This is a genomic window from Peribacillus simplex NBRC 15720 = DSM 1321 (assembly GCF_002243645.1).
Taxonomy (GTDB): domain Bacteria; phylum Bacillota; class Bacilli; order Bacillales; family DSM-1321; genus Peribacillus; species Peribacillus simplex.
Genome location: NZ_CP017704.1, coordinates 2,246,331 through 2,268,297, shown reverse-complemented (window position 1 = coordinate 2,268,297; position 21,967 = coordinate 2,246,331). Strand labels below are relative to the sequence as shown.

Annotated in this window: 21 protein-coding genes and 3 pseudogenes; 19 read left to right on the top strand and 5 right to left on the bottom strand. The window is 37.2% G+C overall.

All coding sequences use genetic code 11. The features are described 5' to 3' along the window. Positions 1 to 49: 49 nt before the first annotated feature. Together moaC and BS1321_RS10675 are read left to right on the top strand one after the other, a co-directional pair. Positions 50 to 556, top strand: coding sequence for a cyclic pyranopterin monophosphate synthase MoaC (gene moaC / locus BS1321_RS10680; protein ID WP_063235585.1), 507 nt, complete (start codon positions 50 to 52; stop codon positions 554 to 556). A gap of 33 nt (positions 557 to 589) precedes the next feature. After that, positions 590 to 1,249 (top strand): redox-sensing transcriptional repressor Rex, encoded by a 660-nt coding sequence (locus BS1321_RS10675; protein ID WP_063235584.1) that lies wholly within the window; start codon positions 590 to 592, stop codon positions 1,247 to 1,249. A gap of 509 nt (positions 1,250 to 1,758) precedes the next feature. On the opposite strand, the gene BS1321_RS10670 is transcribed toward BS1321_RS10675, so the two are convergent. Both BS1321_RS10670 and BS1321_RS10665 read right to left on the bottom strand, forming a co-directional pair. Continuing rightward, positions 1,759 to 1,971 (bottom strand): YdiK family protein, encoded by a 213-nt coding sequence (locus tag BS1321_RS10670; RefSeq protein ID WP_063235583.1) that lies wholly within the window; start codon positions 1,969 to 1,971, stop codon positions 1,759 to 1,761. Then, positions 1,968 to 2,693, bottom strand: coding sequence for a CPBP family intramembrane glutamic endopeptidase (locus BS1321_RS10665; protein ID WP_063235582.1), 726 nt, complete (start codon positions 2,691 to 2,693; stop codon positions 1,968 to 1,970). The genes BS1321_RS10670 and BS1321_RS10665 overlap by 4 nt, the downstream gene beginning before the upstream one ends. Positions 2,694 to 3,030: 337 nt before the next feature. On the opposite strand from BS1321_RS10665, the gene groES reads away from it, so the two are divergent. Both groES and groL read left to right on the top strand, forming a co-directional pair. Then, a complete protein-coding gene (groES, locus tag BS1321_RS10660) occupies positions 3,031 to 3,315 on the top strand; it encodes a co-chaperone GroES (protein ID WP_034306337.1) in 285 nt (94 codons plus the stop codon). Positions 3,316 to 3,374: 59 nt separating this feature from the next. Next, positions 3,375 to 5,012, top strand: coding sequence for a chaperonin GroEL (gene groL / locus BS1321_RS10655; RefSeq protein WP_063235581.1), 1,638 nt, complete (start codon positions 3,375 to 3,377; stop codon positions 5,010 to 5,012). A gap of 104 nt (positions 5,013 to 5,116) precedes the next feature. Here groL and BS1321_RS10650 read toward each other — a convergent pair. After that, a pseudogene (locus BS1321_RS10650) lies at positions 5,117 to 5,278 on the bottom strand (tyrosine-type recombinase/integrase); the annotation flags it as partial. 96 nt (positions 5,279 to 5,374) lie between these two features. On the opposite strand from BS1321_RS10650, the gene BS1321_RS27850 reads away from it, so the two are divergent. Beyond that, positions 5,375 to 5,557, top strand: coding sequence for a hypothetical protein (locus BS1321_RS27850; RefSeq protein ID WP_063235580.1), 183 nt, complete (start codon positions 5,375 to 5,377; stop codon positions 5,555 to 5,557). 58 nt (positions 5,558 to 5,615) lie between these two features. Here the strand turns inward: BS1321_RS27850 and BS1321_RS10640 are convergent, their stop codons facing one another. Continuing rightward, positions 5,616 to 7,787, bottom strand: a complete 2,172-nt coding sequence (locus tag BS1321_RS10640) for a SpoIID/LytB domain-containing protein (RefSeq protein ID WP_155726520.1) — start codon at positions 7,785 to 7,787, stop codon at positions 5,616 to 5,618. 7 nt (positions 7,788 to 7,794) lie between these two features. Then, positions 7,795 to 8,076, bottom strand: coding sequence for a hypothetical protein (locus tag BS1321_RS10635; RefSeq protein ID WP_063235578.1), 282 nt, complete (start codon positions 8,074 to 8,076; stop codon positions 7,795 to 7,797). A 560-nt stretch (positions 8,077 to 8,636) separates the two neighbouring features. Between BS1321_RS10635 and BS1321_RS27480 the strand changes: the two are divergent. From BS1321_RS27480 to BS1321_RS28140, 14 genes and pseudogenes are all read left to right on the top strand, one after another. Further along, positions 8,637 to 8,785: pseudogene (locus BS1321_RS27480) on the top strand (IS4 family transposase); the annotation flags it as partial. A 300-nt stretch (positions 8,786 to 9,085) separates the two neighbouring features. Further along, positions 9,086 to 10,321 (top strand): MFS transporter, encoded by a 1,236-nt coding sequence (locus tag BS1321_RS10630; protein ID WP_063235575.1) that lies wholly within the window; start codon positions 9,086 to 9,088, stop codon positions 10,319 to 10,321. Then, on the top strand, positions 10,321 to 11,901 hold the full coding sequence (gene ggt, locus BS1321_RS10625) for a gamma-glutamyltransferase (protein WP_063235593.1): 1,581 nt from the start codon (positions 10,321 to 10,323) through the stop codon (positions 11,899 to 11,901). The genes BS1321_RS10630 and ggt overlap by 1 nt, the downstream gene beginning before the upstream one ends. Before the next feature lie 401 nt (positions 11,902 to 12,302). After that, positions 12,303 to 14,411, top strand: coding sequence for a BglG family transcription antiterminator (locus BS1321_RS10620; protein ID WP_063235574.1), 2,109 nt, complete (start codon positions 12,303 to 12,305; stop codon positions 14,409 to 14,411). 87 nt (positions 14,412 to 14,498) lie between these two features. Beyond that, positions 14,499 to 14,807 carry a PTS sugar transporter subunit IIB gene (locus BS1321_RS10615; protein WP_063235572.1) on the top strand — a complete coding sequence of 103 codons (309 nt, stop codon included), beginning with the start codon at positions 14,499 to 14,501 and terminating at the stop codon, positions 14,805 to 14,807. Between the two features lie 35 nt (positions 14,808 to 14,842). Further along, positions 14,843 to 16,132 carry a PTS sugar transporter subunit IIC gene (locus tag BS1321_RS10610; RefSeq protein ID WP_063235571.1) on the top strand — a complete coding sequence of 430 codons (1,290 nt, stop codon included), beginning with the start codon at positions 14,843 to 14,845 and terminating at the stop codon, positions 16,130 to 16,132. A 30-nt stretch (positions 16,133 to 16,162) separates the two neighbouring features. After that, positions 16,163 to 16,561 (top strand): hypothetical protein, encoded by a 399-nt coding sequence (locus BS1321_RS10605; protein WP_063235570.1) that lies wholly within the window; start codon positions 16,163 to 16,165, stop codon positions 16,559 to 16,561. A gap of 42 nt (positions 16,562 to 16,603) precedes the next feature. Beyond that, positions 16,604 to 17,470, top strand: coding sequence for a class II fructose-bisphosphate aldolase (locus BS1321_RS10600; RefSeq protein WP_063235569.1), 867 nt, complete (start codon positions 16,604 to 16,606; stop codon positions 17,468 to 17,470). A gap of 114 nt (positions 17,471 to 17,584) precedes the next feature. Continuing rightward, the gene (locus tag BS1321_RS10595; protein WP_063235567.1) at positions 17,585 to 18,211 is read left to right on the top strand and encodes a P-loop nucleotide/nucleoside kinase family protein; all 627 of its coding nucleotides are present in this window, start codon (positions 17,585 to 17,587) and stop codon (positions 18,209 to 18,211) included. Between the two features lie 273 nt (positions 18,212 to 18,484). Next, positions 18,485 to 19,192, top strand: coding sequence for an SH3 domain-containing protein (locus BS1321_RS10590; RefSeq protein ID WP_063235566.1), 708 nt, complete (start codon positions 18,485 to 18,487; stop codon positions 19,190 to 19,192). Between the two features lie 467 nt (positions 19,193 to 19,659). Then, complete coding sequence (locus tag BS1321_RS10585; RefSeq protein ID WP_155726519.1) at positions 19,660 to 20,085, top strand: hypothetical protein; 426 nt, start codon at positions 19,660 to 19,662, stop codon at positions 20,083 to 20,085. A 1,043-nt stretch (positions 20,086 to 21,128) separates the two neighbouring features. Continuing rightward, positions 21,129 to 21,449: a GntR family transcriptional regulator gene (locus tag BS1321_RS10580; RefSeq protein ID WP_063235563.1), complete on the top strand. Its 321-nt coding sequence runs from the start codon at positions 21,129 to 21,131 to the stop codon at positions 21,447 to 21,449. Continuing rightward, positions 21,443 to 21,646, top strand: coding sequence for an FCD domain-containing protein (locus BS1321_RS28750; RefSeq protein WP_081113059.1), 204 nt, complete (start codon positions 21,443 to 21,445; stop codon positions 21,644 to 21,646). Before BS1321_RS10580 ends, BS1321_RS28750 begins: the two co-directional genes overlap by 7 nt. Positions 21,647 to 21,710: 64 nt before the next feature. After that, positions 21,711 to 21,928 (top strand): annotated as a pseudogene (locus tag BS1321_RS28140) (DDE-type integrase/transposase/recombinase); the annotation flags it as partial. Positions 21,929 to 21,967 lie beyond the last annotated feature (39 nt).

Sequence of the window (21,967 nt, the reverse complement as noted above, 5' to 3'; positions counted from 1 at the left end):
TGTTACATAAAGTGGAATAATAGTGTATGATTTAGGAGGGGTTACTTAAATGGGAAACTTAACGCATTTTAATGAACAGGGCAGGGCCAAAATGGTCGATGTGAGTGCTAAGCCTGAAACAACCCGGACGGCAGTAGCTCAATCGAGCATTTTATTGAATGATGAAATATATGAATTGGTCACGAACCAGAAAATGAAAAAAGGTGATGTACTGGCTGTTGCACAAGTTGCAGGAATAATGGCCAGCAAAAATACATCCAATATAATTCCGATGTGCCATCCCATTGCTCTGCAAGGGGTCAATATAGCCTTTGATTGGGAAAAAGAAGAACAAGGATATAGGCTTAGGATTGAAACGGAAGCTAAGACAAAAGGGAGTACAGGTGTTGAAATGGAAGCGTTAACAGCTGCATCCGTGACTGCCTTGACTGTTTATGACATGTGTAAGGCCCTTGATAAGGGAATGGTGATCGGGCCTACATTCTTAGTGGAGAAAACAGGCGGAGTTTCCAGTAACGATTATAAAAGACAAGTAAAACAAACAGATAGAGATTAAGTTGAAAAGCATGTGTGAAGGCGGGGAAGAACAATGAACCATGACCCAAAGATACCGCAGGCGACAGCCAAAAGGTTGCCATTGTATTATCGATTTTTAAAGAACTTACATTCCTCAGGCAAACAAAGAGTTTCTTCGGCAGAGCTAAGCGAAGCTGTAAAAGTGGATTCTGCTACCATTCGCCGTGATTTTTCCTACTTTGGCGCGCTTGGGAAAAAAGGCTACGGCTACAATGTCAATTATTTATTATCCTTCTTTAGAAAAACACTAGATCAAGATGAATTGACCAAAGTCGCTTTAATCGGGGTAGGAAATTTAGGAACCGCTTTTTTAAATTACAATTTCATGAAAAATAATAATACTAAAATTGAAATGGCTTTCGAAGTTTCTGAAGAAAAGGTCGGCAAGCGAATAGCTGATGTGCCCATCTATCATATGGATCAAAACGATACACTATTGCAGGAAAATAATATTACTGCGGCTATATTGACAGTGCCTGCACAGGTAGCCCAGACAATAACCGATCGTTTAGTCAAAGCTGATATAAAAGGAATATTGAATTTTACTCCTGCACGGCTGACCGTGCCTCCATCCATAAGGGTTCACCACATTGACCTGGCGGTAGAGCTTCAGTCGCTCATCTACTTCCTGAAACATTATCCTGTAGTGGAAGAAGCTGCAATAGAGGAATGAAAAAACACTGCATCATTGCATCGTTCAGTTTGTATACAAAAGGGGTGCGGAATTTTTTAATTCCGCACCCCTTTTGAAATTTTGGCCCGAGGTTAATTAAAGGCTGCCAAAATTTTACGAACCAAATCGTTCACTGGCACCAGTTGGACTAAAGTAATCAAATCAAGTTGAGCTATATAGAATAAAAAGCATCCTCATCACTTCAAGTTTTAATCCTTCTATTTTAAAGAGACTGTAGGAGAAAGGGGTTCATAAAACGTATCTTTCATCAAATGCTGATCCCGAACCAACTGGTCCAAAGCAAAACCTTCAATTCCTAAGGTATGGTTTCTATCTAAATTTTATAACGAAGTTGATTGGAGAGGAAGGTGCGAGACACCTGCGGGAAAAGCGCGTACCTGGAGCGGAAATCAACGTCCAAATTGTAAAAGCCATAAAAAAACTGTAGACAAACTCAACTTTCATCGAGTTTGTCTACAGTCTGAACGCTGCATCATTGCAGCTTTTTTTTATTTTTTCTTATTTTTTTGTGCGGCTTTAATCTTAAAGTGCAGCATGATCATGCGTAATCCCGATCCAAAGTCAAGAGTTGCAATAAGGACAAGTATGTAGGCAAAGATTCCCCATCCGGAAGAATTGACGGTTTGAATCGCGATAGCTGTAAAAAGAGCTCCTAAGCCTGCATAGATGATGCCCATGAATAATGGTGATTGACGTTTCATAATAAACCTCCGATGAAGGCCTGTGCAGTATCTAGCATCTTCTCAATATCCTCCCGATATACCACTTGAAGGATGATAACAAGCGTATTCATTGCAATATGAGCGCTCATGGAAACGAGAATGCGGCCTGTTTTTGCATAAAGGAAAGCAAAGGTGAAGCCCATTGCTGTATATAAAAGAAGATGTTCAAATTCACCATGCGCCAAGCCGAAAATAACTGAGCTGATTAAAGCTGAAATAAAGAAGTTAAAGCGTTTATGAAGTGATCCGAAAATGATTTTCCGGAAAATTAATTCTTCCAATATAGGTCCAATTACTGAAGTGACGAAAATGACCATGGGGACTTTGTAAATGAGTGAAATGAGTTGCTGCGTATTTTCAGATTCAGACTCCACCCCAAGCATTTGTTCAATGCTGCCGGCAATGCTTTGCGCAAAAAGAGCCATGAAAACTCCTGCAATTGACCATAATACGGACATGGGAACGGAAGTTTGATTTCTCGTGTCCAACTTTTCCCTCATATCTTTTCTCATTAAAAAAAGAATCAAGAATAAAGCAGCGAGAAAACTGAAAACTATCCAGTATGCTGCAGACTTCACTTCGAGTTCATCAGCCGGCATTCCGGTATAAGACCCGATCAGCATGAAAATGGGTACCCCAACAATACTGGATAATTGCATGGCAATATAAGTGATGATGACGAACCAATATTCTTTTTTCAAAAATGAAAACTCCTTTTATTTAGTCACCCATTCCGCTTGGAACGTTCCTGATATGGGGACCATCTATAAACGCATACTCCAAAATGGTATCAAATATTGAGGCAGAACTCCACTTAAAGGTACCCCCTAATAAAACATTTCAATTACTTGGTTAAGGAAATCATTATGCTAAAGTAGTATACCCGTAATTTATCAGAAATTAATAAAAAATTTTCAATAAGATACTTGCAAAAAAGGCTCGGTTTATTTAATATTATAAATGTGTTAGCACTCGATGATGAAGAGTGCTAATAATCATGAAACAAATTATCAAGAGAATATGAGGAGGTTGTTTCACTTGTTAAAACCATTAGGTGATCGCGTTATTATTGAACTAGTTCAAACTGAAGAAAAAACTGCAAGCGGTATTGTTCTTCCTGATACTGCTAAAGAAAAGCCACAAGAAGGTAAGGTAGTAGCAGTTGGTACTGGCCGTGTCCTTGAAAATGGCGAACGTGTTGCTTTAGAGGTTGCCCAAGGCGATCTAATTATCTTCTCAAAATATGCAGGTACTGAAGTTAAATACGAAGACACTGAATACTTAATTTTACGTGAAAGCGACATTCTAGCTGTTATCGGCTAATTATACATCATACTTAACTGAACGAAAATTTTCTTAAAATTTTAGGGAGGTACTTATAAATGGCTAAAGAAATTAAATTTAGTGAAGAAGCTCGCCGCTCCATGCTTCGTGGTGTGGACGCACTTGCAGATGCAGTTAAAGTAACGCTTGGACCAAAAGGTCGTAACGTGGTTCTTGAGAAAAAATTCGGTTCACCGCTTATCACAAATGACGGTGTGACGATCGCTAAAGAAATCGAATTAGAAGATGCATTCGAAAACATGGGTGCGAAATTGGTTGCTGAAGTAGCAAGCAAAACAAACGACGTAGCTGGTGACGGTACAACTACTGCAACGGTTCTTGCTCAAGCGATGATCCGTGAAGGTCTTAAAAACGTAACAGCTGGTGCTAACCCAATGGGTATCCGTAAAGGAATCGAGAAAGCGGTCAATACTGCAATTGCAGAATTGAAAGCCATTTCCCAACCTGTTGAAAACAAAGAATCAATCGCACAAGTTGCTGCCATCTCTTCAGCTGATGAAGAAGTGGGACAACTGATTGCGGAAGCAATGGAGCGCGTTGGTAACGACGGCGTCATCACAATCGAAGAGTCTAAAGGTTTCACAACTGAGTTGGACGTAGTAGAAGGTATGCAGTTCGATCGTGGGTATGCTTCTCCATACATGGTTACTGATTCAGATAAAATGGAAGCTGTCCTTGAGAATCCATATATCTTGATCACAGATAAAAAAATCACGAATATCCAAGAAATCCTTCCTGTACTTGAGCAAGTTGTTCAACAAGGGAAACCGCTATTATTGATTGCTGAAGATGTAGAAGGCGAAGCGCTTGCAACTCTTGTTGTGAACAAACTTCGTGGAACATTCAACGCAGTTGCGGTTAAAGCTCCTGGATTCGGTGACCGTCGTAAAGCAATGCTTGAAGACATCGCAGCTCTTACAGGCGGCGAAGTAATCACTGAAGAAATCGGACTTGACCTTAAATCTGCAACAATCGATTCATTAGGCCGTGCGTCTAAAGTGGTTGTTACAAAAGAAAATACAACGATCGTTGAAGGTGCTGGAAATACAGCTCAAATTCAAGCTCGTGTAAACCAAATCCGTGTTCAATTAGAAGAAACAACTTCTGAATTCGACCGTGAAAAATTACAAGAACGCCTTGCTAAATTAGCTGGTGGCGTAGCGGTAATCAAAGTCGGTGCAGCTACTGAAACGGAATTAAAAGAACGTAAACTTCGTATTGAAGATGCATTGAACTCCACTCGTGCCGCTGTTGAAGAAGGCATCGTAGCCGGTGGTGGTACAGCACTTCTTAACGTATACAATAAAATCGCTGAAATTCAAGCGGAAGGCGACGTAGCAACAGGCGTGAAAATCGTTCTTCGTGCCATCGAAGAGCCTGTTCGTCAAATCGCTCACAATGCTGGACTTGAAGGCTCTGTAATCGTAGAGCGCCTTAAAGGCGAAGCAGTAGGTACTGGCTTCAACGCAGCTACTGGCGAATGGGTCAACATGATTGCATCCGGTATCGTCGATCCTACTAAAGTAACTCGTTCAGCTCTACAAAACGCTGGTTCTGTAGCAGCTATGTTCTTAACAACAGAAGCTGTTGTTGCTGACAAACCAGAACCTGCTGGTGCTGGCGGCATGGGCATGCCTGATATGGGCGGCATGGGCGGCATGGGCGGCATGATGTAATAAACACTTATAAACCTTGATATATAAGGTTTTGTAAGTTTTAATACGATCAAATGCTAACTTTTTGCTAACTTTCAGTTTTTGAAACAACTTTATTTCACCAATTAGAGGAGGCCTTTCGTAAGTTCACTGAACTTATGGGAGGTCTTTTCTTCGATATTTTTGGTCATATGAGCGTAAATGTTCATCGTCGTGTCTATGTCTGAATGCCCTAATCTTTCTTGAATCTCTTTTACGCCTGCCCCAGCTTTAATGAGAAGGGATGTATCTCCTCTTAAACCAACCGCAATTTTTATCCACCTTTAAAATACGTCCCATATGTTTTCCAGAGGAACGATTTCTTTTCACCAGCTGGGAAACAAATGTTTTCCATGCTAAGGGAATCGCTGAGAACGGGATCTGATGTTAAAAGAACGGCTGAGGGACGTGCAAGAGCAAAGGCCCAACTGTATAATAAATCACCAGAAAAGTTCCATTTTGATCAATCTTTATTACCACAGTACAGTATCGGAAATAATTTTATAAAAGAAGACCATGACTTATAAAAAATCATGGTCTTTTCAATGCTCTAAATTTTGATGCCCGTTTCACTGATCGAATTCGTTATCGGACGTTCGTTAGGTAATTTGCGTGTACATAACCTGTTCCCTTACCGTACTGAATTTTGTACCAAGAACTGCTCTTAGTAATTACGGTAACGATTTGGTTTTTCTTCAAAGAGCCAAGAACTTTCCCTGATGTTGATGGTTTGGAACGGACATTTAACTTCGTAGCATTGACCTTGCCAGTCAAATTCTTCGCTGCCGGTTTGTTTAATGTGTAGGAAGTCGTCGTTGTACGTTTGTTCTTGCTTGGATCAATCGCTGTAATGGTAAATGTATACTTTCCGTTCGATTCCTTTGTTACATTCCATGATGCACTTTGGATACCGGCATTTTTCTCTGCATTATTGGTTAGTGTCACCAAGATTTTGCCTTTTGCATCTTTTACTTGAACGGTGACCTTCGCCCTTTCGTTAATATCATACTTCAAATCAACTTTACTCGTTTTTGAATCATATGAGGTTTTTATATGATTAATGGAAGGTGCCGTTGTATCGGGTTTCGTTAATGTAAATGGAACCGTTGCTGAGCTTTTATTTTGATTTCTGTCGATCGTTGCAATTTCAAATGAATACTTACCGTTCGAAACCTTCGATACATTCCACGATGTCCATTGGACACCGGCATTTTTCTCTGCATTATTGATCGGAGTAGCTTGGATTTTGCCTTTTGCATCTTTTACTTGAACGATAACCTTTGATTTTTCATTGATCTCATACTTCAGGAAAACTTTATTCGTTTTTGAGTCATATGAGGTATTTGTATTTTTAATAACTGGAGCCGCTGTGTCGGGCTTTGTTAATGAAAATGGAACAGATGCTGAACTTGCATTATTACTACTATCAATCGCTCTAACTTCAAAGGAGTATGAACCGTTACTTACCTTCGATGCATCCCAAATGGCTAATTGCGATCCTGATGGCTTTTGATCCCCTTTGACAAGAGAAGCGATGATTTGCTCTTTTTCATCCTTAACTTCCACTGTCACCTTCGCTTTTTCATTTGTATCAAAGGTTATTTTGACTTGGTTTGTTTTAGAATCGTAATACGTTTTTATATCTTTAATCGCTGGTGCTGTTTCATCCTTAGGTGCAGGGTCCGGAACTGGTGTTGGGATTGGGGTTGGAATGACAGGTGCAGGGTCCGGCTTGACTGGTTCTACTTCTTCAGGCTCTGGCTCATAAGCTTGTTTTAAGCTTGTCCCTTCATAATAGAAAGCAAGAATCTCGTGATACGTATTTCCCTTTTCGCCAGCCTTTTTCGCTCCATACTGACTTAGTCCGACACCATGGCCGTAGCCCTTGCCTGAAACGTTAATCACATCCCTTGCAGTATCCACTTTGTCTACTAAAAAGCTTTTCATGAAACTCAGACCGATAATGTCTCTAATTTTCGAAGCCGTTACATCTTCTAATATTACACTTTGCTGTAGCGCTTTCCCCTTTTCTTTCACTATAAATTCAATCGTAATACTTCCTTTACTCACCCTGCCGCCACTTGTTAGTGCGTGAAGGGATAGATGAGGGACAGCAGTTATTTTAATGTCTTTGCCGGTATAGCCATTTTTCTGTAGCCATGCTCTTATATTAGAAATTACTGGTGTTTGTTCAGTTTCCTTGGTATTAGCCCACCATGTATCTGCTTTTGTCAGATCTAAGTTTGTAAGGTCTATTTGTTGCTTTTTTACACTAAAACTCCAGACAGCTTGCGGATCATATGGATCTTCTTTAACCATTAAATATGGTAGCTCTGGACCAACCCAAACATTTTTGTTGGACTCGGTTTTCCCTCCATTGCTAGAGGAAAAAAGTGCATCTGAACCTATATGTAGTTTTTCACCATAACCAATGACCTGACCTTCTGTTGCTTTAACAGCTTTTGTTGAGTTTTCGTGCCAAGTGTAGCCACCGTATACCTGGTAACTCATTGTGTCATCGGGCGTTCTGTTAATGTAGCTCATCGCATAGGTTCTTGCCGCAACAGCCTGTGCCTTTAAGGCTTCCTGATTCCATAAAGCCGGCATTTCAGCTGGAACAACCCCTTTTAAATAATCTTCAAGACCAATTGAGTTATACGGACGGATGAATTTCCCATCTTCCATAATAAAACGGAAACTACCTAAGTATGTACGGCCATTAATCGAAAGTGGACCGTTCCCTGTTTCAGGTTTCACTTCAATCTCAGAAGCTTTGCCTATTTCTTTTGAATCTGTCAGAACAACAATGTCCGTACCCGCTGACCCTCAACGTATACTTCTTGTTCGATTCTAGCTTTACATTTGCTAGATTCGTAGTGTACGTGACTTCCGGTTCGACGGTAATCTCAGATTTGTTACCAAGATAGCTTTTTAATTTAACCTTAATGATCGGATCGGATGTCGCCTTAACTGATATTTCTGGAAGCAAAAATAGCATGAGAACGAGTGAAACAAACATCCATATTCCAAACCGTACCTTTTTCATTGAATAACCTCCTCTGAATTTGAAAATATACCTAAATAATAGTATACCATCCATAATTAGACATCGGATATATTTTACTATTTTAGGAGTCCCACCTAATTGCCATCACTAGCACAGGTTTAACATGTCAAAAATTCTGGATTAAAAGATAACTAGCTGTTAAGTTAACCGGAATTGGGGATCGAGTAAAGAAACTAAAACATGAATTCGTGTTTTTAGGAGACATACCACAAACCCGTTCTTTTCTCCGGTTTCAAGGGGAGAACATGGAAAAAAGCAGTTTGCATGTATATGTTCTTTTGCATGAAAAGGAAAGCGTATGTGTTTTAGAGGAACACACCTTTTAGGACTCATATAAGTAATAAAGAGGTGAATGAGGTCCAACCTACGATAGTACAGAAGGCAGCTAAATCCCCGCAAGTAGCGACCTATGCTCGCTCGGACATCACAACAAGTCTACAAGCAAGGCAAGGAGAACAAGGCTAAGGCCGAAGATAAAGAGAGGAACCCAAAGGCCAGGGATACATTTCTCGTGGCGAAGCCAAGCCCGCGCAGGGGCCACTCAAGAATTATCAAAGATTTTTCTGCATCTTTTTTACCTTTTGGAGAAAAATGGACAAAATCTCACCTATATGAGAAGAAAACGGTCTTTGATATCTTAGGTGTTGTATATGATTGTACGATGTCACAAAATCTCAAATCTACATAATGATATTTTAAAATACTTATTCAATAGGTTTATTTGCTATGCGTCTTTTTGGTGTAGTCTTAGAAAATCAATGAGAACCCACCACCATTTTACCCTTTGGTATGCTTAGCTTGATGGCGATGTGGCGAGACCCCGTTTGGGAATAAAAATATGAAAAACTCTTTCGAAACGGATATGAAATAGTTATATTAATTTCATAATGCGAAAAAACCATGTAAGGAAGCCTAACATAAACGACTTTTCCTGTAATGTTTGTTGTTATAATAACCCCAATATTAGGAAAACTTAAGGGGGATATGAATGAAAAAAACACATCCAGCAATTGTTATTTTTCTTTTCTTTTTAGGTTGGGTTTTTATGTATGCTGATCGAAACATACTTTCGCCAGTTATGGGGAGTATTGGTGATGAATGGGGACTTGATAATTCTCAATTAGGGTTAATGTCGACTGTATTTTTTGCCGCTTATGCACTTATGCAAATTCCAACTGGATTTTTAGCAGATAAGTTTGGAAGAGTGAGAGTTTTAGTTATTGGATATATACTATTCGGTGTTGGAACATATTTTAGTGGACTAGCTGCAAGCTTTGGTATTTTTCTATTAATGCGTGCGTTAACAGGTCTTGGCGAAGGTACATATTATGGTTCACAATATGGAATTTCATCAAGTATAACTCCTAAAAAATATAGGGGACTAATTTCTGCACTTATAAATAGTGGAATGGCCTTTGGTATTTCTCTTGGATTTATTGCATCGAGTTATTTTACATATACTTTAAATAAAGGATGGCAATTTCCATTTTATGTTTTTGCTATACCTACTATCATTGTTGCGATTTTAATTGGACTATTTGTACGAGACAATCAAAAACAAGAAAAGAAACAAAAACAGGTAATACGAGAAAAAGGTAGTATAAAACAATTATTTACAAAAAATCATATATTGGTATATATTTTAATCTTTTGTTCATTGTATGGATTTTTTGGAATGCTGACATGGCTCCCTTACTATTTACAAACAACGCGTGGAGTTGAAGCTTCACAAACAGGAATCATCGCATCGTTGGTACCATGGGCTTCAATACCAGGAGCAATTATCTTTGGTTACTTGTCAGACAAAATAAAAAGCAAAAAACCACTTATTATCATATTAGCAGTTGCGGGAGCTGGTTGTCAGTTTGCAATTCCATATATTGAAAACTATTCCTTGCTTCTTATTGGATTAATCTTATATGGGTTCCTTGGAAAGTTGGCACTTGATCCAGTATTAATATCTTATCTGGCAGATATAACTCCTTCTTCAATGTATTCAAGAGTATATGGATTTTTCAACTTTAGTGGAATGCTCTCTTCCATATTCGCCCCTTATATTACTGGATATTTCGCTGACAGAACAGGGAGCCTAGAATTCGGTTTTTATCTATCAGGAGGTTTATTGTTAATTGGAGCAATGTTGTTTATTTTTACGGATAAACGCTTAAAAGCAACAGCCGTTACTTCAAAATCAATGAACTTGTCTAAGGAGGAAACAGCATGATGAATAAAACAATTGTTGGATCCAAAACAATGGTAGTTAGTCCTCATTATCTTGCATCACAAGCTGGAAATTCCATTCTCCAAAAAGGCGGAAACGCATTTGATGCTGCAGTAGCTGTTAGCGCTTGTTTAGCAGTCGTATATCCACATATGACGGGACTTGGTGGTGACTCCTTTTGGCTTACATATAGTGTAAAGGATCAAAAGGTTCGTGCTTATAATGGGAGTGGCCGTTCAGGTTCTAAACTTACACGCGAAGTATTTAAGGGGAAAAAATCAATTCCCCATCGTGGTGTAGAAAGTATCATTACAGTACCTGGAATGGTGGATAGTTGGGATGCTGTGTTAACAGAATATGGGCAACTATCTTTAGCTGAAGTTTTAGAGCCAGCCATTCAGTATGCGTCAATAGGTTTTCCTTTTTCAAAGGATCAGCATGAAAATACGGTAAAAAATGCTGATTTACTACGGATTGATCCGGATACAGCAGCAATTTTTTTACCAAATGAAAGAATACCTGATTTAAATGAAAGATTTGTACAAACTAATCTAGCAACTACATTAAAAGATCTTGCTCGATATGGAAGAGAAGGTTTTTATAAAGGAGAGTTGGCAGCTCGAATTATTTCGAGTTTAAAAGAAAAGGGTGGAATGTTAACGCTGGAAGATTTCGCTAATCATCAAGGTGTGTGGACTGATCCGCTTTCAACGTCATATCGAGAGTATCAAATATACCAGGTTCCTCCAAATTCACACGGGTTTGTCGGATTAATGGCTCTTAATATATTAGAGAATTTTGATCTTTCTTTAATACCAGAAGGTTCTTATGAATATTATCATTTATTAGTAGAATCATTAAAAAGGTCCTTTCAAGATCGTAATGCAGTACTAACAGATCCTGATTTTCACTCCATTCCCTTAGAGCAATTATTAAGTAAATCCTATGCGAAAGAAATCGCAGATTCAATTGATCTACATATTGCAAGGGATATTCAAACGCAATCAGTCGGTAGTGATACAGCTTATGCTGCCATTATGGATGAGGAAGGCAATGCGGTTTCCTTTATTCAGAGTCTTTACTTCGAATTTGGCTCTGGGGTCGTAACAGGTAATACGGGGATTATTATGCAAAATAGAGGGTCATTCTTTTCACTTGATGAATCGCATGTAAACTGTCTAGAGCCAAATAAGAGAACTTTCCACACCCTTATGCCAGCGATGGCATTAAAAAATGAACGACCGCGGATTCTGTACGGTACACAAGGAGGGGAGGGACAGCCGCAAACCCAAACTGTCATCATCACGAGAATGATTGACTATGGTATGGATCCCGGGAGAGCAATCAGTGAACCTAGATTTGTTTGGGGAAGAACATGGGGAGCTGATTCACAAGAATTAAAAATAGAAGGACGAGTTAATCTTAACGTAATTGAACAGCTAGCAAAAGCAGGACATTTAGTTAATAGAGTAAAAGAATTTGACGGTGTTATGGGTCATGCAAATGTAATTTTAATAGATGATCAAGGCTTTGTTCATGGTGGTGTCGATCCAAGAAGTGATGGTGCAGCTGTAGGCAGGTGAAAATAAAAATGATAATGGTAACCCGTTTTCATAATACTTTTAACGAGGATTCAGTAATGAATGCTCACCTAACATGTGAATATTAATTTTAAAGAAAAAGGCCTCCCACAGTTTACTGTGGGAGGCCTCTTTCTTCTTTGTTGTCAGCCATGTGAACATACATCGTTATTTGAATATCTGTATGTCCTAATTGTTGTGAACTGTTGAAAGTTGGATTAAAAATGTTTTTAACTTAGTGAAGGATCATCCAAAGGAGGTTTTCCCTTTTTTCGATGGATGTTTGATTTGTAGATTGCTAAAATTGTTAACGCTTACATTTTTGCAGATTGAAGTTGCAAAAAGATGTACTAAACTATTTGAATATGTCCATTTATAATCAAATTATGAAAGGGGTTACTATCATGAAAGAACGGTCTCAACGAGTACTTACCAGATTTTTGAAAGTAAATACCTTTTTGACTTGTGAGGATTTAAGTAAAGAGTTCAATATTAGTGAGCGTACTTTTCGAAACGAATTGGTCCTGATTAATAAATATCTGTCTGAAAATAATTATCCATTCATTACGACGACAAGAGGAAAGGGGTTGAAGTTAGACCTGTCTGATGTGGACCGCGGAAAGCTCCTGTTGAAAATGGGTGATGATAGGGAAACGGATTATTATAGGCCCAATGAACGTTTTCTTGCCTTACTTTTAGATATTGCCGATACCACAAAAACGACAATGCTTTTTGAAATGGAAGAAAAACTGCAGGTATCGAAAAGTACATTGGATGAGGATATGAGAAGACTTCGTCAGTTTTTAAAGGAATATGGGATTTCTGTAGTGAGTTTAACGAAGCAAGGCATTGTATTAAAAGGAGATGAACGATCAATACGCACTATGTTGTACGACGTAATTAATAGTGTGACAGATATTTCCAACCTATTGGGGTACCGAGATAGGGATACAGTGAATACCTTTGCAGATCAATTTATCCTTGATTATTTGGATACAAGTGCTTTGAGGGTCATTGGAGAACATTATGACGAAGTCTTTGAAAAGTCTAGAGTAGAGATTAATCATGTATATCGAAATCAAAGCATTCTATTTTTAGGTATATGGGTAAGGCGGTTGCAAGAAGGAAATAACCTTAGGGAATTAGCCAAAGTTAGAGCCGAGATAAAAGAAGATCCTGTCAGAAATTTTGTGGATTTCATCTGTATGGAGTTTGGCTTATATCCATCATTAAATGAAATAAAATATACTACCTTTACAATCGAATCGTTTAATCCAAAAGATATGAATAATTCATTCGATTGGGTTACCGCACAATTATTAGCTATTCAATTAATTGAGCATGTAGAAAAAGTAACCAGAATCCCCTTTTCTCAGAGAGAAGAAGATTTGTATGAAGGTTTGTATAAGCATATCACGGGGTTATTAAGCAGGGCGAAGAACGATTTACAGGTATTTAATCCGTTGAAAGACACTATTAAGGAGTCCTTTGCCGAGATTTATCAGGCAGTCACTTGCTTTAGTAAGCAAATAGAGGACTATATAAAAAAACCATTATCAGAAGATGAGATCGGGTTTTTGACCGTTTATTTTTCAACTTCTGCCAGCCAGATAAAGCAGAAAGAACAATATGTTTATCAGGCGGTTGTGCTTTGTAATCATGGGATTTCAACTGGAAAGTTATTGGCAGCGAATTTGAAAGAGCAATTCAATATCGAAATTGTAGCAGTATTGAGTACGTTTGAATTAGCCTTTATTGACAAGCTGGATGTTGATTTAGTTTTTACGACCATTTCAATTGATTATCCAAGAAAACCCGTATTATTGCTTAATCCAATATTAAGAGAAAGTGATAAGAAGGAAATTAAAGATTTTTTACTTAAAAATAAGAATAAGAGAAGGATCGTTTCCAATAAGTTAGATGCCACAAAGCTAATGCAGGATATTCTGATGTTAATTGTAGAAAGCGGCGGTACGGTAACAAAGGAAAGCTACCAGAAAGTAGAAGAGACTTTTAAAGAACATCATTTAAATATTAATACAAGGGAGATACAGCCGATGTTACAGGATATTTTGAGGGATTCCAACATTCTACTAAAGCAAGAATGTAAAGACTGGAAAGAGGCGATTACGAAATCTGCCCAGATATTGTTAACAGAAGAGGTCATCGAAGAGCGATATATAAACGCCATGATTAAATCTGTGGAAGAGTATGGGCCTTATATAGTAGTAGGGAAGCATTTAGCGTTAGCACACGCAAGGCCAGAAGATGGAGTAAATAAATTAGGTATTAGTGTCATGACGTTAAAGGAACCGGTGAATTTCGGAAATCCGGATAATGATCCGGTGAAAATTGTTTTTTGTCTAGCTGCAGTGGATTCTTATTCGCATCTAAATGTGATGAAAAATCTGATTGAGTTAATTAATGATGAAGAGAAATTAGACCAGTTAATTACAGCACAAGATGTAACCATGTTTAATCAGGTGTTATATGGAAGTGAAGTAATGGAATGAGGAAAGCTATGGTTATTACAATTGGTGAAGATGCAAGTAGGAGAAGATGAATTATATAACCCAAAAAACGAAAGAGGAGAGAGTGAAATGAAAAAAGTAAATATCTTATTTGTATGTGGAGCAGGTTTAGGAAGCAGTTTTGCTTGTCAAATGGCGGCAGAGGATGTATTAAGCAAGTTAGGTATCAATGCCAAGCTAGATCATAGTGATATCTCGTCTGCTGTTTCAGTAAAACCCGATATTATTATTACGGCACAGAATTTTAAATCCCAATTTGAGAAATTTTCAGTTGATCCAAAACAAACGACAATTGTTTATTTGAGAAATATTGTATCTAAACTAGAGATTGAAGAAAAAATCACCCCGGTATTAAGGGAAAAAGGCGTTTTAGTTTAGAAATAAATAGAGATAGCTAGAGATGGGGGGAGAAAATGGGTGTAGTCAACTTTATTATCGAGAATATTTTGACACAGGCATCAGTCACAATCGCTTTGATTGCTATGTTGGGGTTAATTTTGCAAAAGAAATCAACAGGGCAAGTTATTTCTGGTTCGTTAAAGACGATGTTAGGATTTATGGTATTGTCGGCCGGATCTAGCATTATAGTTGGTAGTTTAATATATTTCGGTCAAATTTTTACAGAGGGTTTCCATATGCAAGGGATTATTCCTTCGATTGAAGCCATTAATGGCCAAGCAATGAATGAGTTAGGCTTGGGTCGTGATATCGCACTAACTTTCTTAGCTATCTTTGTTTTTAATATTTTAATTGCCCGGTTTACTAAATGGAAATACATCTTTTTAACTGGTCAGGCAATTCTTTGGATGGCTACTATGACAACAGTATTTGGTTACTTTGCAGGTTTACGTGGTGTTGCATTGATTTTAGTAGGCGGTTTCATTGGGGGCGTCTTTGCGGTAGCAATGCCTGCGATTGCACAACCATTTGTTCGTAAGATTACTGGTATGGATGATATTGCATTAGGACACTTTTGTACGGTTGGGTATGTGTTTGAAGCCGGTGTAGCAAAACTAGTTGGGGGAAAAGGCGAAAAGAAAAAATCTGTTGAAGATTTGAAATTACCAGCTCAATTTGAATTCTTACAAGATACCTATCTATCTTTGATGGTGGTAATGACTCCTCTTTATATTATTACAGCAGCGTTCGCAGGTGAAGAGTTCGCTTCTAAATTATCGGAAAATACAAACTATTTAATGTTTGCTTTCTTACAATCTATCCAATTCGTAGTTGGAGTGTATGTATTATTAGCAGGGGTTCGCTTATTACTAGGTGAAATTGTTCCGGCATTTAGAGGGATTGCCATGCGGTTGGTTCCAAATGCAAAGCCTGCATTAGATTGTCCAGTCCTATTTCCATTTAGCCCTAATGCAGTCATTGTAGGGTTTATCACAACTACTATAGGTTCAATTATTGCAATGTTTGTATTACCAGTCTTTGGGTTGGCAATGATCTTACCAGGTATTCTGACAGCCTTCTTCGCGGGTGGGACTGCCGGTATCTTCGGTAACTTAACAGGTGGTATTCGCGGTGCAATTATTGGTGGTATTGTACATGGTTTCTTCATTACATTATTACCAGCACTGTTAGTAACGACTTTCAATTCTATGGGATTTGTCAATGCAACAGCTACAGATGTTGATACAGTAACAGCTGCTTTACTATATGCATGGCTCATTGGTCCACTTTTAAAAGCTTTCTAGGATGTGGAAAGAGAAAAGGAGGTTCAAGTAATGTTTGGATTTGGTAAGAAAAAACCTAAAGAACCGAAAAAAGAAACAACCGAAAAGGTAGTGTTAACAGTAGAACGAAAAGAAAAGTTAGTACGTACCATCTCCATTAAAAAGGAAGAAGTAAATCAAACAGTTGGAGAAGAACAAGCAAAAATTCATGAGGAGATTGGCCTAGCATTTAATGAACTTGGTGAAGAAGATAATGCTATTGATTCGTTAGAAAAAAGTATTCAGGCTAAAAAGTCATTAGGCGATGGTTACAAAACTTTATTAAAACTTTATAACAAGAAGCGTGCAGAAGCAGCAAAAGTGAATGATGAAGAATTATTACAGATATATCTAAAGAAAATGGATCAAATGATGCAAGTTTCTAAAGAGGTTACGCGTGGTGTTCGATAAGGAAGAAAATAAAAGATTAGTATAAAGGGAGAGTAATTGATCATGTATATAACATTAAAAGAAGTAACACTTAGGGCTGAAGAATTGAATTATACAGTTGGTTCATTTAATGCACATAATTTAGAGATGTTACCTGATATGATACGTGCAGCAAAAGAGCAAGGAGCACCAATTATTATTCAAACAAGTATAGATACTGCGAAATACATTGGTCATGAAAATTTTGTTGCTGTATGTAAAACTATGGCCACAAATGAAATGGTAGATGTGGTATTGCATTTAGACCATGCAAGGGATTTTGATGATATTAAAGAGGCAATCAATAAAGGATATACATCAGTGATGTTTGATGGTTCTCATTTACCATTCAAAGAGAACATTATGAAAACAAGAGCAGTAGTAGAATATGCACACAAATATGGTGTTTCAGTAGAGGGAGAACTAGGGACAATTGGCGGTACTGAAGAAGGGATTCATGTAGATGAGGATGATAAGGTTTATACTGACCCAAAAGATGCAGAAGAGTTTGTTAAAGCAACAGGGGTTGATGCTTTGGCCATTGCAATCGGTACTAATCATGGTCAATATAAATCTAAAACAGAAGTAAATCTACCACTATTAAAAGAAATCAATGCTGTAGTAGATGTACCTTTAGTTATTCATGGAGGTACAGGTGTTAATGAAATGGATATTCATGAATTAATTAATAATGGGATTCGTAAATTTAATGTAGGTACTGAGTTGTTAGTAGCATGGACGAAAACAGCGAAAGAAACATTCGGAGAAACAAAAGTAACTAAATCATTACGACATAATATTATTCCATGTAATCAGGCAGTAAAAGAAATTGTCAAACATAAAATAGGAATCTTCATGAATAAAGAAGACCGTACCCTTCAAGTAAAATAATTACAAAAAAAGCTCATTAGCCTTTTTCAATAGAGTTGGAGAGGATGGCTAATAAAGAGAGTACGGGGAATTCCTAGTACTCTTTCTTTATTCGTTAGATTATGAGGTGGTAAGATGGATAAAGCCTTAATCTTATTAGCAGGTTTACCAGGAACAGGGAAAACCTACTTGAGTAATATCATCAATAGTAAATTAGGGTCATTTTATAATCTTTCTCAGGATGACTTGAAAGAATATTTTTGTGATATGTATGGTTATCGTAATTTAGAAGAAAAGCAGAAGATAGAAAAGATAGCATGGGCGAAGTACTATGAAATAATGGAACAGCAAATGCAAGTAGGCGACAATATCATGTCTGATTATCCTTTTAGTCAGAAACAAAAACCTCATATTCAGCAATTAGTAGATAAATATGGTTATGAGGTCGTTACTATTCGGTTAATTGCAGATTTAGATGTTTTGTTTGAACGGCAAAAAAAGCGAGATTTGGATCCGACAAGGCATTTGAGTCATATCGTAACTTCCTACAAAAAAGGGGATCATTTAGCTAATAGAAGTAATGCAGATAATTTATTGACCTATGAGGAATTTATTAATAGATGTACAACAAGAGGATATGACACGTTTGAATTAGGGAAATTATATGAAGTGGATGTATCAAATTATACAAAAGTGAATTATTCTAGGTTGTTGGAAGATATAGAACTGGGATACATTTCTGAAACTAGCAAAGAATTGTGAAATTCAAAACATAGAGGCTTTTTTTTATAAGTGGTGACAAAACTGACTATATCTTTGATGTAGTCAGTTTTTAATTAAATTACAGAGGAGTTTCCAGAGAACTCTTATTTAAACTTAGTCTTAGGGAAATAAAGTACCAATGAAAACAGAAGAAAGGAAAAGGAAATCTTATCGGTATCCCTAACAACTTCTGGATAGGCTATACTTATCTAGACAGAAAATTTAAGGTCAGGTAGACTACAGATACAACTAGTTATAGAAAAGAGGTCCGATATGCGACGTGATATACAATTGAATGAACGAGCTTTCTCTTCCAAGGAAGTGGCAGAAGAAGTGGGGATTGCAACTCCCACTGTTCGAAAGTATGGTCAAATCTTAGAGCGGAATGGATATGAGTTTTTGAAAGATGGAGATCGGCGTATCTTTGTTCAATCTGACATCGTAGCTCTTATAGCGCTACGCGATACGGACAAGCCCTTAGACGATACAGCTAAAGACCTTGTATATCAACAAAAAGAAAGATTAGAAGGATCCAATGAAACACAGATAGCGATACCCGATACATATGAAAATTTACCCCACGACCCTAATCAATTAAACGAGGTCTTAATGTTTTTAGTCAATGAACTCGCAGCCACACGTGAAATGAATGTCCAACTGACAAACGATATGTCACAGCTTAAAACAAAGGTTTCCCGGCTCCAGCAAGATCATCATGTTATAAGTTCTAGTATTGGAAATTCAGCGCAAAGAACTAATACTAAGATTGAACAATTAACTGAACAACAAAATACCCATTACGAAACATTGTTGGAACAAGAAAAACAAAAAAGTGAACTCTTACAAAAAGAAATACAAAATATGCGGGACGAACAGAAAAAAGAATGGAGTTCACAAAATGAATTTAATAAACGTTTAGAAGTAACTATACAAAAACGTTCCGAAAAATGGCGGGGGCTTTTCTCCATATTCAAAAAATAAGGTGACTGTTTTTTAGCCTAGCTGTGTATTTATGTAGAAACATTTGATAAATCTTTTTTAAATAAATAATGATGGATAAAAGCATTGAGATGCGAATCCACAAAACTTATAAAAAATCATAGTGCCATATATGATTCGCGTAGCTGAAACACAGAATTAAGAAAGAATATTTCGACTTTACAGGATTTGGTGCCTGCTATGTAAGAGCTCGGCGATACCAATGTATCGGACGTTCTACCAAAGGCAAACGAAGGCTTAATTGAAATTCATTGGAGATTTGTTTAAGCGATATGCATCTAAAACAAAATACACAATTTGAAGCAAGCAAAAAAGGCAGTTTGATAAAATGAGAGTTGAGGCGGTTAAGTACTTGCATTCAAAAATAAGAGTCATCCTTACTAGAGTTGCTCCAGACAGGGATTGATCGGTTCTTTTTTTGTGTGTTTCATATCGCTGGGCGATATAACTTGCTAATAGATTCGAAACCTTTAGGTTTAATAGAAAAACGGCGTTCGATATGCAAACATGATATACATCCAAATGAACGAGTATTCTTTTCTAAGGAGTGGAAGAAGCAGTGGGGATGCAACTCCCACTGTTCAAAAGTATGGTTAAAACTAGAACGAAACGGATATGAGTTTTTAAGGTTGCCTATCTTTATTCAATCTGACTTCGAATCGCACATAGCGCTACGCGATACGGACAAGTCCCTAGAGGGTACAGCTAAAGACCTTGTGTATCTACAAAAAGATGGATTAGATGAATCTAATGAAACAGAGATAGCGATACCCGATATATATGACAACTTAACCCATAATTCCAAACAAATAAAAGAGATTTTAATTGTTTTAACCAATGAACTCGCAGCTACGCGTGAAATGAACGTCCACTGACAAACGATATGTCTCAGCTTAAAACAACGGTTTCCCAGCTCCAGCAAGATCCATGTCCTTAATAGTGTTCCTCAAGAAAGAGGCTTATCGGTTCTTTTTTGTGTTTCGTATCGCTGGGCGATATAACATGAAAATAAATCCAGAGAACCTTCATCTTTAATAGAAAGGGAGGTCCGATATGCGACAGGATATACATCCGAATGAATGAGCATCCTCTTCCAATGAAGTGGCAAAGAAGTGGAGATGCAAAATCAATGTTCGAAAGTATGTTTAAAATTTAGAGCGAAATGGATATTTATTGTTAAAATATGGAAATTAATACATCTTCGTTCAATCCGATATCGAAACGCTTAAAGCGTTACGCGATATGGCCCCCCTAAACGATAGAGCTAAAGACAATTTTATCAAGAAAAAGAAAGATTAGATGGAACCAATAAAACAGGGATAGCGATACCCGATACATATGACAAATTAACCCATGTTCTCATTTAATTAAAAGAGAGCTTCATTTTTTAACCAATGAACTCGCAGCTACGCGTGAAATGAACATCTAACTGACAAACGATATGTCATATCTTAAAACTGAACAACAAAAAACCATTACGAAACATTACTTCAATAAGAAAAAGGTTTCATTACCTTTTTTTTAGTCTCTTTTACGATATTGAGGTGTTAATTTGCGTTAATAACTATTAAACCTAAGGCAATCAAATCAAAAGTGTAAATTCTTTTGTTCCAACCATTCAGAATCACTATTTTCAAATTTCAACAATTTCCCGAGAAATAACTACAAATTCTGAGTAGATATCGACAAAATTAGAAGCTTCTAAAAGATGTAGTAAAACATAAGTATATTGAAAAGAGTAAATATGACTAAATTCGTAGCCAGGCACACTTATTGGGTAAAATTGATATCTATGCAGTAATTATTGCAGGATTTTCAGCTAAAGTTGCAAAGATATATTTTTATGATGGCTTGATTTTTTACTTTACTAGTAATAGGTCAGTAAGAGTTGACTTTAGCTTTGATAGTAGGGTTAGAAATGAGCAGGACTCCTATTCGGTCAGCCCTTCAGCGTTTAGAACATGATGGATTGGTTCGTATTCATCCAAAGCAAGGTATCTATATATGTGATATTTCTGTAAAACAAGTCAATGAAGTGTATGAAATACGAATTGCACTTGAAACATTTGCGTTACGAAAGCTTTCACATAGTATTGAAAAACACCAACTCGAAGAACTATATGACATCTTAAACAAGCAATACGAGTATATAAAAAATGAAGATTCCTATTCAGCACTTGAATACGATATGAGGTTCCATCTTAGAATAATGGAGTTTAATAAAATGAACAAATGTTAGAGATGTTTAAAAGCATTAGAGAAAAGCTGAAATTTTACGGGAAAGAAGTATTAAAGAAAAAAATAGATCGCCTAAAGCAAACATATGATGAACACGTATTAATTGTAGAGGCCCTGGAAAAAGGCAACACGGAAGAAGTAGTTCGAAATATTGAAGAACACCTACAATATGGCAGGAAAACGCTTCTGGATCCATGAACAGTACGGCAAAAGTGTTAAATGATACTAGTTTCTAAAAAAACCATAAAAAAGGGCTGACTTTGAACTGCAGTATCTGAACAACATTGTGGAACAAGATCATCGTTTTATAAAAACGGATCCTTGCCATTTGGGGATTAAAATCGTTTCGAACAGCCATATATATTTTGGGTGGTATCGAAGCTATGCATAGGGTTAAAAAAAAAACAACCTCATCAACGGGCAAAGTCTGCCCAAAATGAGGTTGAATTCATTCATAAGTTGTTCGGAGTAGCTGCTTAAACCCAAAGTTAACAGGATATTATATTTCTATGTTTCTAT

Excerpts from the sequence above, each read along its gene's own strand:
- ggt (WP_063235593.1), top strand. The coding sequence starts at position 10,321 with ATGAATAAAACAATTGTTGGATCCAAAACAATGGTAGTTAGTCCTCAT.
- BS1321_RS28750 (WP_081113059.1), top strand. The coding sequence starts at position 21,443 with ATGTTAGAGATGTTTAAAAGCATTAGAGAAAAGCTGAAATTTTACGGG.
- BS1321_RS10605 (WP_063235570.1), top strand. The coding sequence starts at position 16,163 with ATGTTTGGATTTGGTAAGAAAAAACCTAAAGAACCGAAAAAAGAAACA.
- BS1321_RS10620 (WP_063235574.1), top strand. The coding sequence starts at position 12,303 with ATGAAAGAACGGTCTCAACGAGTACTTACCAGATTTTTGAAAGTAAAT.
- BS1321_RS27850 (WP_063235580.1), top strand. The coding sequence starts at position 5,375 with ATGTTTTCCATGCTAAGGGAATCGCTGAGAACGGGATCTGATGTTAAA.
- BS1321_RS10675 (WP_063235584.1), top strand. The coding sequence starts at position 590 with ATGAACCATGACCCAAAGATACCGCAGGCGACAGCCAAAAGGTTGCCA.
- BS1321_RS10600 (WP_063235569.1), top strand. The coding sequence starts at position 16,604 with ATGTATATAACATTAAAAGAAGTAACACTTAGGGCTGAAGAATTGAAT.
- BS1321_RS10590 (WP_063235566.1), top strand. The coding sequence starts at position 18,485 with ATGCGACGTGATATACAATTGAATGAACGAGCTTTCTCTTCCAAGGAA.
- BS1321_RS10635 (WP_063235578.1), bottom strand. The coding sequence starts at position 8,076 with ATGAAAAAGGTACGGTTTGGAATATGGATGTTTGTTTCACTCGTTCTC.
- groL (WP_063235581.1), top strand. The coding sequence starts at position 3,375 with ATGGCTAAAGAAATTAAATTTAGTGAAGAAGCTCGCCGCTCCATGCTT.
- BS1321_RS10615 (WP_063235572.1), top strand. The coding sequence starts at position 14,499 with ATGAAAAAAGTAAATATCTTATTTGTATGTGGAGCAGGTTTAGGAAGC.
- BS1321_RS10580 (WP_063235563.1), top strand. The coding sequence starts at position 21,129 with ATGAGCAGGACTCCTATTCGGTCAGCCCTTCAGCGTTTAGAACATGAT.
- BS1321_RS10670 (WP_063235583.1), bottom strand. The coding sequence starts at position 1,971 with ATGAAACGTCAATCACCATTATTCATGGGCATCATCTATGCAGGCTTA.
- moaC (WP_063235585.1), top strand. The coding sequence starts at position 50 with ATGGGAAACTTAACGCATTTTAATGAACAGGGCAGGGCCAAAATGGTC.
- BS1321_RS10610 (WP_063235571.1), top strand. The coding sequence starts at position 14,843 with ATGGGTGTAGTCAACTTTATTATCGAGAATATTTTGACACAGGCATCA.
- BS1321_RS10595 (WP_063235567.1), top strand. The coding sequence starts at position 17,585 with ATGGATAAAGCCTTAATCTTATTAGCAGGTTTACCAGGAACAGGGAAA.
- BS1321_RS10630 (WP_063235575.1), top strand. The coding sequence starts at position 9,086 with ATGAAAAAAACACATCCAGCAATTGTTATTTTTCTTTTCTTTTTAGGT.